The 12,731-nt window shown below is 56.6% G+C and carries 13 protein-coding genes; 12 read left to right on the top strand and 1 reads right to left on the bottom strand.

Features of this window, described 5'->3' with window-relative positions; translation table 11 throughout:
* Positions 1-27: 27 nt before the first annotated feature.
* The gene (gene mrcA / locus AC1VYI_RS03180; RefSeq protein ID WP_226484397.1) at positions 28-2,580 is read right to left on the bottom strand and encodes a peptidoglycan glycosyltransferase/peptidoglycan DD-transpeptidase MrcA; all 2,553 of its coding nucleotides are present in this window, start codon (positions 2,578-2,580) and stop codon (positions 28-30) included.
* 120 nt (positions 2,581-2,700) lie between these two features.
* Between mrcA and AC1VYI_RS03185 the strand changes: the two genes are divergently transcribed.
* From AC1VYI_RS03185 to trpS, 12 genes are all read left to right on the top strand, one after another.
* Complete coding sequence (locus tag AC1VYI_RS03185; RefSeq protein ID WP_023309486.1) at positions 2,701-3,477, top strand: type IV pilus biogenesis protein PilM; 777 nt, start codon at positions 2,701-2,703, stop codon at positions 3,475-3,477.
* Entirely contained in the window at positions 3,474-3,968 is a 495-nt protein-coding gene (locus AC1VYI_RS03190; RefSeq protein ID WP_023309485.1) for a PilN domain-containing protein, read from the top strand. Before AC1VYI_RS03185 ends, AC1VYI_RS03190 begins: the two co-directional genes overlap by 4 nt.
* A gap of 3 nt (positions 3,969-3,971) precedes the next feature.
* Positions 3,972-4,427 (top strand): HofO family protein, encoded by a 456-nt coding sequence (locus tag AC1VYI_RS03195; protein ID WP_134867068.1) that lies wholly within the window; start codon positions 3,972-3,974, stop codon positions 4,425-4,427.
* On the top strand, positions 4,417-4,821 hold the full coding sequence (locus AC1VYI_RS03200) for a HofP DNA utilization family protein (RefSeq protein ID WP_032667964.1): 405 nt from the start codon (positions 4,417-4,419) through the stop codon (positions 4,819-4,821). Before AC1VYI_RS03195 ends, AC1VYI_RS03200 begins: the two co-directional genes overlap by 11 nt.
* On the top strand, positions 4,748-5,971 hold the full coding sequence (gene hofQ / locus AC1VYI_RS03205; RefSeq protein WP_223825985.1) for a DNA uptake porin HofQ: 1,224 nt from the start codon (positions 4,748-4,750) through the stop codon (positions 5,969-5,971). Before AC1VYI_RS03200 ends, hofQ begins: the two co-directional genes overlap by 74 nt.
* A 286-nt stretch (positions 5,972-6,257) precedes the next feature.
* Positions 6,258-6,779 (top strand): shikimate kinase AroK, encoded by a 522-nt coding sequence (gene aroK, locus AC1VYI_RS03210; protein ID WP_003861630.1) that lies wholly within the window; start codon positions 6,258-6,260, stop codon positions 6,777-6,779.
* 57 nt (positions 6,780-6,836) lie between these two features.
* Entirely contained in the window at positions 6,837-7,925 is a 1,089-nt protein-coding gene (gene aroB / locus AC1VYI_RS03215) for a 3-dehydroquinate synthase (protein WP_023309482.1), read from the top strand.
* 92 nt (positions 7,926-8,017) lie between these two features.
* On the top strand, positions 8,018-9,316 hold the full coding sequence (gene damX, locus AC1VYI_RS03220; RefSeq protein ID WP_134867069.1) for a cell division protein DamX: 1,299 nt from the start codon (positions 8,018-8,020) through the stop codon (positions 9,314-9,316).
* 67 nt (positions 9,317-9,383) lie between these two features.
* Positions 9,384-10,196 carry an adenine-specific DNA-methyltransferase gene (gene dam / locus AC1VYI_RS03225; protein ID WP_023309480.1) on the top strand — a complete coding sequence of 271 codons (813 nt, stop codon included), beginning with the start codon at positions 9,384-9,386 and terminating at the stop codon, positions 10,194-10,196.
* Positions 10,197-10,237: 41 nt separating this feature from the next.
* Positions 10,238-10,915: a ribulose-phosphate 3-epimerase gene (gene rpe / locus AC1VYI_RS03230; protein WP_024907923.1), complete on the top strand. Its 678-nt coding sequence runs from the start codon at positions 10,238-10,240 to the stop codon at positions 10,913-10,915.
* Entirely contained in the window at positions 10,908-11,669 is a 762-nt protein-coding gene (gph, locus tag AC1VYI_RS03235; protein WP_033146807.1) for a phosphoglycolate phosphatase, read from the top strand. The genes rpe and gph overlap by 8 nt, the downstream gene beginning before the upstream one ends.
* Positions 11,662-12,666: a tryptophan--tRNA ligase gene (gene trpS, locus AC1VYI_RS03240; RefSeq protein ID WP_023309477.1), complete on the top strand. Its 1,005-nt coding sequence runs from the start codon at positions 11,662-11,664 to the stop codon at positions 12,664-12,666. Before gph ends, trpS begins: the two co-directional genes overlap by 8 nt.
* The last annotated feature ends 65 nt before the right edge of the window (positions 12,667-12,731 follow it).

Genomic DNA, 12,731 nt, shown 5'->3' on the forward strand with positions numbered 1-12,731 from the left:
ACCAGAGGTTGCCGTTTTGCTTTGTTGTCAGAACAGCTCGTGCGTCTCGCCGTTATCAATAATCTCTGTCCCCACCTCGTGCACCGCCTGCGTGGTTGGCTGCGTGCCCTCGATGAAATACTCTTCGCGACTATTACCGCCGTTGGCGAGCTGACCGGTGCTGCGGTCGATATTAAACGTCACCACGCCTGGCGGTGGCGTTAACGGCTGCTCCGGCACGCCTTCAAGAACGGACTTCATGTAGGCGTCCCAGGCCGGCTGCGCGCTCTTCGCACCGCCTTCGTAGCCGGAGATCTGATCCTTAATCGCGCCGGAGGCCGTTGTACGACCTAAGTCACGGCGGTGATCGTCGAAACCGATCCAAACCGATGTCACCACGCCCGGGCCGTAGCCGGAGAACCACGCGTCTTTCGAGCTGTTGGTTGTCCCCGTTTTACCGCCGATATCATGGCGCTGCAAATCACGCCCTGCGCGCCAGCCTGTGCCCTGCCAGCCCGGTTCACCGAAGATGTTGGTGTTCAGCGCGCTTTTGATCAGGAAGGACAGCGGCGTGTTGATCACATGCGGGGCATACTCCGGCGCGCCGGTCTGTGCCACCAGAGACTGGTTAGCCTGCTCGAGCTGCGGCTGCGGCACGACGCCGTTCTGCTGCTCCTGAGACACGGCAGGGTCTTCCATGTCCTTGTTTTCAAGCACGTCGGATTTCGGCGTATTGCCATAAATGACCGGAATATCGCAGTCAGGGCAGGCAATCTTCGGCTTCGCTTCGAACAGTACGCCGCCCTGATCGTTTTCAATCTTGCTGATGAAGTACGGATCAATCAGGAAGCCGCCGTTGGCCATCACCGAGTACCCGCGTGCGACCTGAAGCGGCGTAAACGAGGCGGAGCCTAACGCCAGCGACTCGGTGCGAACGATGTTCTGCGCCGGGAAACCGAAGCGCTGCAGATACTCTGCGGCATAGTCGACGCCCATCGCGCGCATGGCGCGCACCATCACCACGTTTTTCGACTGTCCCAGGCCCTGACGGAGACGAATTGGGCCGGCATACTCCGCAGGGGAGTTCTTCGGCTGCCAGTCGGAACCGGCACCGGCATCCCAGCGGGAGATTGGCACGTCGTTAAGGATGCTGGCGAGGGTCAAGCCTTTATCCATCGCTGCCGTGTAGAGGAACGGTTTGATATTGGAACCGACCTGACGCAGCGCCTGGGTGGCGCGGTTAAATTTGCTCTGGTTGAAATCAAACCCGCCGACCAGGGCCAGGATGGCACCGTTCTGTGGATTGATAGAGACCAGGGCCGAGTTAACGTCCGGCACCTGTGCCAGCCACCAGGATTCGCCTACCTTACGCACCCAGATTTGCTGCCCGGTCTGCACGGCATCGGTCACTTTACGCGGCGTTGCGCCCTGCAGGGTATCCGAGCGGTAAGGACGCGCCCAGCGGATACCGTCCATACGCAGCGAGACGGAAGTACCGTCCGCGAGCGTCGCAACGGCTTCCTGAGGATCGGCCTGCGTCACCACGGCAGGAAGGAGCGGACCATAGGTTGGCAGCGCCTTCAGCGTACTGGTGATTTTTTTACTGTCCCACGCGCTTTCGCCCACTTTCCAGAGCACGTTTGACGGGCCGCGATAGCCGTGACGCATATCGTAGTCCATCACGTTGTTCCGCACCGCTTCCTGAGCCGCCTGCTGGACCTTACGGGTGACGGTGGTGTACACGCGATAGCCATCTTCATAGGCCTTGTCACCATAGCGATTCACCATCTCCTGACGAACCATTTCGGTCAGGTAAGGGGATGCGAAGGCGATTTCAGGGGCGTGGTAGTTAGCGTCAATCACATCGTTACGCGCCTGGTCGTACTCGCTCTGGCTGATGTAGCCTTCGCTCAGCATACGTGACAGAACGACGTTACGGCGCGCGGTGGCGCGATCGAGCGAGTAGAGCGGGTTAAACGTGGACGGCGCTTTCGGCAGACCAGCAATGGTTGCCATTTCGCTTAAGGTGAGTTGCTCAACGGGCTTACCGAAGTACACCTGTGCGGCAGCCCCCACGCCATAGGCTCGGTAACCCAGGTAGATTTTGTTGAGGTACAGCTCAAGGATTTCGTCTTTGCTCAGCAGCTGCTCAATACGGATCGCGAGGAACACCTCTTTGATCTTACGTATCAGCGTCTTTTCAGGGCTGAGGAAGAAGTTACGCGCCAGCTGCTGCGTAATGGTACTCGCCCCCTGAGAGGCGTGACCAGAGAATAACGCAATGCTCGCGGCACGGAAAATCCCCACCGGATCGACACCGTGGTGCTCGTAAAAACGGCTGTCCTCCGTGGCGATAAAGGCTTTCACCATCACGGGTGGAATTTGGTTTAAGGTCAGCGGAATACGACGCTTCTCGCCATACTGCGCCATCAGCTCGCCATCGGCGCTATAGACTTGCATCGGGATCTGGAGGCGCACATCGCGAAGCGTGGCGACATCAGGTAGCTGTGGCTCAATATATTTGTACAAACCGTAAATCGAGCCTGCTCCCAGCAGAATGCAACAGACTGCAAGGATGAATAAATACTTTACGAACTTCACCGGAGATTTCCCATTTGGTTTCACTTGGGCAGTTTCTAAACAATCGCGCGGTAGTATAAAGGCAAGCCTGATTCATTGATATAGCCGTCAACCCGACGGGCGATAAGGAGATCGTGAAGCATGGCTTTCAAAATATGGCAAACGGGCGTTCATATTCAACAGGATAGGGTGCTGATCGTCGCCCTGGCCCGGGAGAAGTTGGGCTGGTGCATGCGCCGCTGGTGGGCGATTCCTCTGGACGAGGGCATCATTCGTGACGGCAAAATTTGTCAGCCAGAACAGCTGGTTGATGCGTTACGCGACTGGCGCAAAACGCTGCCGCACTACCATCGGGCATTCCTCTCTTTCCCGGCAGCACGCACTCTGCAACGGGCGCTCCCCCGCCCGACCGTTGCGCTGCGCGACAGCGAGCAGCTCTCATGGCTTGGTGCGGCGCTCGCGCGCGAACTGGAGATGTCTGCTGATACGCTCTGTTTCGATTACGCGCAGGATACCTTCAGCAATACCTTTCACGTGACCGCCGCGCAAAACAACGAGATCGACACCCTACTGGCGCTGGCGAAAACGCTGCGTTTGCGGCTGGTGGCCATTACGCCGGATGCCAGCGCGCTGGCGAATCTTCTTCCCGCGGTGGCGCCAGCGACGTGCGTCGCCTGGCGGGACGATCGGCAGTGGCTGTGGGCGATGCGCCACCAGTGGGGACGCCGCATTACCACAGAAGCCGAAAACGTGTCTGAGCTTTCAGCGCTGCTGGGGCTTGGTTCGGATGACATCGCGCTGTTTGATAGCCGACGTGATCCGTGGGAAATCCTGGAACGCTGCCATGCCCCGCTACCGGACTGCGGCGCTGATTATACCGTTGCGCTGGCGTTGGCAATGAGCGAGGTGCCCGGATGAGCATCATGAACTTTCTGCCCTGGCGACAACAGCGGCGCGCGCGATGCCTGCGCTTATGGGGCGGAATGTGTGTCGGCACCATGCTGTTAATGTTCGCGATCATTTTCTGCCTGCGGATAAACCCTCTTATGAGGCTGCACGCGCTGCAAACGGAGCTGACGGGAACGCAGACCGTGCAGCACGCGCTTGCCTCCCGGCAGAAACTCGCCTCACAGGCGCAGAAGCCAGCGCAGACCCTTCAACAACGCGCATGGCAACCGGTGCTGGAGTCCCTTTCCCGCGCCACTCCTTCACAGGTCTGGCTGACAGAGCTTCGCTATCAGCCTCCTGCTCTGACGCTGAGCGGGTATGCCATAACCCTGCCAGCCCTGTCTGTTCTGCGCGATGCGCTGGGCCAAATAGCGGGTTTTACGCCCGGAACGGCGGGTGAGCTTCGGCAGGACAGCCAGGGGCGGTGGATGTTCACCCTCCATCTTAAAAGCGAGGGGTAATGCATGGATACCCTGTTAGAACGCTGGTGCGAAAGCCGTCCCTGGTATCGGGTGCTTTTTTGGTGTCTGGGGAGTCTCCTGGCAGGACTGGCCGCGTGGGGCACCTTGCTCAGACCGCTAGACAGACAGTGTGCTGAACGACAGCGACAGATGATTCAGGACGCAAGGACGAACGCGGCGTTATGGCCTGCCGTCAGAAAGGTGCCGTTTCGTCCGGAAACAACGGACACACTGGCGCTGACGGCGTTTTCCTCGCTCGATTTTCAGGGCGATAACGCGACGCTGGTTCACTGGAAGCCGCTGCAGAACGGAGGGGAACTGATGCTGGAGGTGAAGTGGCAGGCTCTCCCGGCGCTTTTTTCCCGGCTGGCGCAGCGGGATGTGCAGATCGCCGCTTTCGCGATTGCACCACAAGGTACAGCGTTGCGCCTGCGGCTGGAGCTGGAACATGCGAAATAGCGCGCGATATTTGCTGGTTTGCTCAGCGCTGCTATTGACCGGCATGCGCGATCCGTTTCGCCCGCCGGACGATCCCTGCGCCATAGGCGAGCTGGCGCAGTGGCGCTACCGCGGCATGGTGGGAGGACAGCAGGCTATCGGCATTTTACAGGATGGGCAAAAGCGCTGGTACCGCCTGAAAATGCATGAGCGCTTCCCGGCAGGCTGGACGATAACAGCCATCAATGAAACGGAACTGGTTGTTGATGTGGGTGACACATGTGAACCAGGAACATGGACGTGGCAACGAGAAGGAACGAATAAGAATGAATTTACGGATAATGCTGTGGCTGCTGGCGTTCAGCCATCCGCTGTGGGCCGCCGCGCCAAAACCGGTCACGCTGGTGGTGGATGACGTGCCTGTAGTCCAGGTGCTGCAGAGCCTGGTTGCACAGGAGAACCGAAATCTGGTGATATCGCCTGACGTCGGCGGCACGCTTTCGCTCAACCTGACGCGCGTCCCCTGGCGTCAAGCGTTACAGACGGTTGCCACCAGCGCTGGCCTTGTTTTGCGAGAGGAGGGCGGCATTTTTTATGTGCATACCGCGGCCTGGCAGCGTGAGCAGCAGGAACGTTCAGAACAGGAGCGAACGCGTCGACAGCTTGATGCGCCGCTGGTGTCTCACAGCATCGCTTTGTCCTATGCCGATGCCGGAGAGCTGCAAAAAGACGCGGAAAAGCTCCTGAGCCCAAAGGGAAGTTTGTCTCTCGACAAACGCACCAACCGGCTGCTGATTCGGGATAACCAGACGGTGGTGGAGACGCTGCAGCGCTGGGCCGCTCAGATGGATATTCCCGTCGAACAGGTCGAGCTGGCGGCGCATATTGTGACCATTAATGAAAAAAGCCTGCGTGAGCTGGGGGTGAAGTGGAATCTCGCCGACGCCGCCGACGCGGGCAAGGTTGGCCAGCTCACCACGCTTGGCAGCGATCTATCCGTCGCCAGCGCCACCAGCCACGTGGGTTTTAACATCGGACGGATCAATGGTCGGCTGCTGGATCTGGAGCTCTCTGCGCTGGAGCAAAAACAGCAGGTCGATATCATCGCCAGCCCGCGGCTGCTGGCCTCGCATATGCAGCCGGCCAGCATCAAGCAGGGGAGTGAAATCCCGTATCAGGTCTCAAGCGGTGAAAGCGGGGCAACCTCCGTTGAGTTTAAAGAGGCGGTATTAGGAATGGAGGTCACACCGGTGGTCTTACCGGGTGGGCGCGTGCGCCTGAAATTGCACATCAGCGAAAATATGCCGGGACAGGTTCTGCAGCAGGCTGACGGCGAAACGCTGGCGATCGACAAACAGGAGATAGAAACCCAGGTGGAGGTAAAAAGTGGAGAAACGCTGGCGTTGGGAGGCATTTTTTCGCAGAAGAACAAAACCGGCAGCGACAGCGTGCCTGGGCTGGGGAAAATCCCCTGGCTTGGACAGCTTTTTCGCCACGATGGTAAGGATAATGAACGGCGCGAGCTAGTGGTGTTTATTACACCACGTCTGGTCGGTATTCGCTGACGGGTAACGATCCCCGCAATGATTTTGCATTCAGTTTGTTGCAGATGTTTGACGTGGGGCATGAATTAGCATACAAGGAGTACCGATTTGAGTTGGACTTACGTCTTATTACCTTATGCGCCCGACGCGGTGATTTAATCAGTTGCCAAACAAGCCGGAGTATTGAGATAATTTTTAGTCTGACTCTCGCTCTATTGCATATGAGGTTTCAGTTCATGTCCTGCTACGCTGGGTGTCTGCGAAGCGGGGATTACCATTAACGAATAGTCTTAGTAGTACCGATAAAATGGCAGAGAAACGCAATATCTTTCTGGTTGGGCCTATGGGTGCCGGCAAAAGCACTATTGGGCGTCAGTTAGCTCAACAACTCAATATGGAATTTTACGATTCTGATCAAGAGATTGAGAAACGAACCGGAGCTGATGTGGGCTGGGTTTTCGATGTAGAAGGCGAAGAAGGTTTCCGTGACCGAGAAGAAAAAGTGATCAACGAACTCACGGAAAAACAGGGCATCGTTCTGGCAACAGGCGGCGGTTCTGTGAAATCTCGCGAAACCCGTAACCGTCTCTCCGCCCGTGGCGTAGTGGTCTATCTTGAGACGACCATCGAGAAACAGCTGGCACGTACGCAGCGCGATAAAAAGCGCCCGCTGCTGCAGGTTGAAACGCCACCACGCGAAGTTCTGGAAGCGTTGGCCGATGAACGCAATCCGCTGTATGAAGAGATTGCCGACGTGACCATTCGTACTGACGACCAGAGCGCTAAAGTGGTTGCAAACCAGATTATTCATATGCTGGAAAGCAACTGATTCTGGCTTTATATACACTCGCCTGCGGGTAAAAGCATTAAAGGTGGATGTCGCGTCATGGAGAGGATTACAGTTACTCTCGGGGAACGTAGTTACCCTATCACCATCGCGGCTGGTTTGTTTAACGACCCAGCTTCCTTTTTACCACTGAAAGCGGGTGATCAGGCGATGCTGGTCACCAATGAGACGCTGGCTCCGCTTTATCTCGACCGCGTACGCCACCTGCTTGAGCAGGCGGGCGTAAAAGTCGACAGTGTGATTCTCCCCGATGGCGAGCAGTATAAAAGCCTGACGGTGCTGGATACCGTCTTTACCGCATTGCTGCAAAAACCGCACGGTCGCGATACAACACTGCTTGCTCTGGGTGGCGGTGTTGTGGGCGATCTGACCGGCTTTGCGGCCGCAAGCTATCAACGTGGCGTCCGTTTTATTCAAATCCCGACCACGTTGCTGTCCCAGGTCGACTCCTCTGTGGGTGGCAAAACGGCAGTCAACCATCCGCTCGGCAAAAACATGATTGGCGCGTTCTACCAGCCCGCATCGGTGGTGGTCGATCTCGACTGTCTGAAAACGCTGCCGAAGCGCGAGCTGGCTTCGGGTCTGGCGGAAGTGATCAAATACGGCATTATTCTTGATGGCGAGTTCTTTAGCTGGCTTGAAGAGAATATGGATGCGCTGCTGTGCCTGGATGAGGCTAAACTGGCATACTGCATTCGTCGTTGTTGTGAACTGAAAGCAGAAGTTGTTGCAGCAGACGAGCGTGAAACGGGCTTACGTGCTTTACTGAATCTTGGGCATACGTTTGGCCATGCCATTGAAGCCGAGATGGGTTATGGCAACTGGCTGCACGGTGAAGCCGTCGCGGCCGGTATGGTCATGGCAGCCCGCACCTCTGAACGTCTGGGGCAGTTTAAACCTGAAGAGACGGCGCGCATCATTGCGCTGCTTGAACGTGCAGGTTTGCCGGTAACCGGGCCGCAGGAGATGTCGGCGCAAGCGTATTTACCCCACATGATGCGCGATAAAAAAGTATTGGCAGGTGAGATGCGTCTTGTACTCCCGCTTGCAATAGGGAAGAGTGAAGTGCGCGGCGGAGTGCCGCACGATGTCGTTCTTGGCGCTATCGCTGATTGTCAGCAGGCGTAACAACTAGAAAGGTCAGGCCACTGTCGCAGGTGGTCGTTTAGCTTCAGGTGAAATGCAAAGTCGTTAGCATAAGCCTTTGAGTGGGGTGTTAAATGGATGAATTCAAACCAGAAGACGAGCTGAAACCCGATCCCAGCGATCGTCGTACTGGTCGTTCTCGTCAATCTTCAGAACGTGATAACGAGCCGCAGATCAACTTTGACGATGTTGATCTGGATGCAGACGATCGTCGCCCTTCGCGCAGCCGCAACGCGCACGAAGAGCGAGCAGAAGAGGATTATGAGTCCGAAGAAGATTCAATGGACGAACAGCCTGTAGAGCGTCGCCCGCGTAAACGTAAAAAAGCCGCTGCGCCGAAACCGGCTTCCCGCCAGTACATTATGATGGGCCTTGGCATTCTGGTGCTTGTGCTGCTGATTGTCGGCATTGGCTCCGCGCTTAAAGCACCGTCAACGAACTCAACCGAGCAAACTGCTTCCGCTGAGAAGAGCATCAACCTTTCCGGTAACGATGCGTCCAACCAGGCGAATGGTGCACAGCCAGCGCCGGGTGCCACTTCCGCCGAGCAGACCGCAGGTAACACCACCGCGCCGCAGGATGTCTCTCTACCGCCCGTTTCTTCAACCCCTGCTCAGGGTCAGGCACCTGCTACGCCTGAAGGCCAGCAGCGCGTAGAAGTTCAGGGAGATCTGAACAATGCGCTGACGCAGCCGCAGAACCAGCAGCAGGTTGATAACGTCGTGGTTAACTCTACGCTGCCAACTGAGCCGGCAACCGTTGCCCCGATTCGCGGTGGTAACGCTCAGCCACAAACGGCTGCGACGGAAACCAAACCGCGCCAGACGCAAGCTGCGACGCGTCCTGAACGTAAGCAGGCGGTGATTGAGCCTAAGCGTGAAACCAAACCTCAGGCAGTCGTGAAAGCGCCTGAAGTGAAAGCTGCACCGGCACAGCCGAAACACACCGAAACGGCTGCGGTGAGCGAGCCTGCTAAAGCGCCAGTCACGCAGACCGCGCCGAAAGCAACGGCGACCACAGCTGCACCTGCAGCAACAGCTCCGGCAGCCACGGCAGCAGCCTCCAGCGCCGCAGCAGGCAAAACGGCAGGTAACGTTGGCTCGCTGAAGTCTGCGCCATCCAGCAACTACACGCTGCAGCTGAGCAGTTCGTCTAACTATGACAACCTCAACGGTTGGGCGAAGAAATCAAATCTGAAAAACTACGTTGTTTATCAGACGACCCGCAACGGTCAGCCGTGGTATGTGCTGGTCAGCGGCGTTTATTCGTCCAAAGATGAAGCGAAACGTGCCGTAGCGGCACTGCCAGCTGATGTTCAGGCGAAAAACCCATGGGCGAAGCCGATTCATCAGGTTCAGGCCGATCTGAAGTAATGTTTAAAGCGCAGGATGCTGTCGGAGCTTTCTCCACAGCCGGAGAAGGTGTAATCAGTTAGTCAGCATGAAAAAAAATCGCGCTTTTCTGAAATGGGCAGGGGGGAAATACCCCCTGCTCGATGATATTAAAAAGCACCTGCCAAAAGGCGAGTGTCTAATCGAGCCTTTCGTAGGTGCGGGATCGGTGTTCCTCAACACCGATTTTTCTCGTTATATCCTGGCGGATATCAACAACGACCTTATCAGCCTCTATAACATTGTTAAGCTGCGTACCGAAGAGTATGTCGCAGAGGCGCGCAAACTGTTTACGCCGGAGAATAATCACCCGGACGTTTACTACCAGTTCCGCACCGAGTTTAATCAGAGCCAGGATCCGTTCCGCAGAGCGTTGCTGTTCCTCTATCTCAACCGTCATGGTTACAACGGCCTGTGCCGCTATAACCTGCGCGGGGAATTTAACGTGCCGTTTGGTCGCTATAAGCGTCCGTATTTCCCGCAGGACGAGCTGTATCACTTTGCCGAAAAAGCGCAGAACGCAGAGTTTCATTGCCTCTCATATGAAGAGTGTATGGAACTGGCAGGCGTAAACTCGGTGGTTTACTGTGACCCGCCTTACGCACCACTGTCTGCAACGGCGAATTTCACCGCTTATCACACCAACAGCTTCAGCCCGGCCGAACAGGCCCGTCTGGCGGAGATGGCGGAAAAGCTGGTCAGCAAAAGAATTCCGGTGTTAATTTCGAATCACGACACGCCTGATACGCGCGAATGGTACAAAGCCGCGAAGCATTTTCAGGTCAAAGTGCGGCGTAGCATTAGCAGCAACGGCGGCACACGTAAAAAGGTGGACGAACTTCTGGCTCTTTATCGCCCCTGAGCCGTTTTGCCCGCCGGTAAACACATTTCAAGGAGAAGCGGATGAAACAGTTTTTGATTGCTCCCTCAATTCTGTCGGCCGATTTTGCCCGCCTGGGTGAAGACACCGCCAAAGCTCTCGCGGCTGGCGCAGATGTGGTCCATTTCGACGTGATGGATAACCACTATGTCCCTAACCTGACCATTGGCCCAATGGTGCTCAAGGCGCTGCGTAACTACGGCATTACCGCCCCGATCGACGTCCACCTGATGGTGAAGCCTGTCGATCGCATCGTGCCTGATTTCGCCGCAGCGGGTGCCAGCATCATCACTTTCCATCCGGAAGCCTCTGAACACGTGGACCGCACGCTGCAGCTGATCAAAGAGAACGGCTGCAAGGCGGGCCTGGTGTTTAATCCGGCCACGCCGCTGAGCTATCTCGACTATGTCATGGACAAGCTGGATGTGATTCTGCTGATGTCCGTTAACCCGGGCTTTGGCGGTCAGTCGTTTATCCCCCACACGCTGGATAAGCTGCGTGAGGTGCGCCGTCGTATTGACGAGTCAGGCTACGATATTCGTCTGGAAGTGGACGGCGGTGTGAAAGTGAATAACATTGGTGAAATTGCGGCAGCCGGTGCGGATATGTTTGTTGCCGGTTCAGCCATTTTCGACCAACCGGATTACAAAAAAGTCATTGATGAAATGCGCCGCGAGCTGGCGAAGGTAAGTCATGGATAAATTGCAGGCAATTCGGGGTATCGCATTTGACCTCGACGGCACGCTGGTCGACAGCGCGCCGGGCTTAACGAGCGCCGTAGACCAGGCGCTGTACGCCCTTGAACTCCCCGTTGCGGGGGAAGAGCGCGTGGTAACGTGGATTGGCAACGGTGCCGATGTTCTGATGGAGCGCGCGTTGACGTGGGCGCGTCAGGAGCGCGCGTCGCAGCGTTCCGCGCAGGGTAAACCGAGCGTTGACCACGCTGACATCCCTAAGGATGAGCAGCTGCGGATTCTGCGCAAACTGTTCGATCGTTTCTACGAAGAGACCGTCGAGGAGGGCAGCTTCCTGTTCCCGGACGTTCAGGAAACGCTGAGCGCGCTGCACGCGAAGGGCATTCCGCTGGGGCTGGTGACCAACAAACCGACGCCGTTTGTTGCGCCTCTGCTGGAAGCGCTGGATATCGCTAAGTATTTCTCCGTGATTGTGGGCGGCGACGACGTGCAGAACAAAAAGCCGCATCCGGAACCGCTGTTGCTGGTGGCAGGAAAATTATCCTTAACCCCTGCGGAGCTGCTCTTTGTTGGGGATTCGCGCAATGATATTCTGGCTGCCCGAGCGGCAGGGTGTCCTTCCGTCGGATTAACCTATGGCTACAACTACGGTGAAGCCATCACGCTAAGTGAGCCGGATGTGGTCTTCGACCACTTCAAAGATTTGTTGCCCGCACTCGGGCTTTCGCACAGTGAACATCAGGAATTGAATAATGACTAAGCCCATCGTTTTTAGTGGCGCACAGCCTTCAGGTGAATTGACCATTGGTAACTACATGGGTGCGTTACGTCAGTGGGTCAGCATGCAGGATGAGTACCATTGCATTTACTGCATCGTCGATCTCCACGCGATTACCGCGCGTCAGGATCCTGAGAAGCTGCGTAAAGCCACCCTGGATACGCTGGCGCTGTACCTGGCCTGCGGCATCGATCCTGAGAAGAGCACCATTTTCGTTCAGTCTCACGTGCCGGAGCACGCGCAGCTGGGCTGGGCGCTGAACTGCTACACCTATTTCGGCGAGCTGAGCCGCATGACGCAGTTCAAGGATAAATCCGCACGCTACTCTGAAAACATCAACGCCGGTCTGTTCGACTATCCGGTGCTGATGGCGGCAGACATCCTGCTGTATCAAACCAACCAGGTACCGGTGGGTGAAGACCAGAAGCAGCATCTGGAGCTGAGCCGCGATATCGCCCAGCGCTTTAACGCGATTTACGGCGATGTGTTCAAAGTGCCAGAGCCGTTTATTCCGAAGTCCGGCGCGCGCGTGATGTCGCTGCTGGAGCCGACCAAGAAGATGTCCAAGTCTGACGATAACCGCAACAACGTTATCGGCCTGCTGGAAGATCCGAAATCCGTCGTCAAAAAGCTCAAGCGCGCGGTCACCGACTCTGACGAGCCGCCTGTGGTGCGCTACGACGTGCAGAACAAAGCGGGTGTTTCCAACCTGCTGGATATCCTCTCCGGCGTGACTGGCCAGAGCATTCCTGAACTGGAAAAACACTTCGAAGGCAAGATGTACGGCCACCTGAAAGGTGAAGTGGCAGACGCCGTTTCCGGTATGCTGACCGAGCTGCAGGAGCGTTATCACCGCTACCGTAACGACGAAGCTTTCCTGCAGAAGGTGATGAAAGACGGCGCGGAAAAAGCCAGCGCGCGTGCGTCCGAAACCCTGAAAGCGGTGTACGAAGCGATTGGGTTTGTGGGTAAACCGTAGGTAAAAGCAAAACGGTAACCACGTTACCGTTTTTAGGGTTTGTTCCCTCTGCCTGTGGGAGAGGG

The sequence above is a fragment of the Enterobacter sp. QK-SA4 genome (assembly GCF_056856775.1).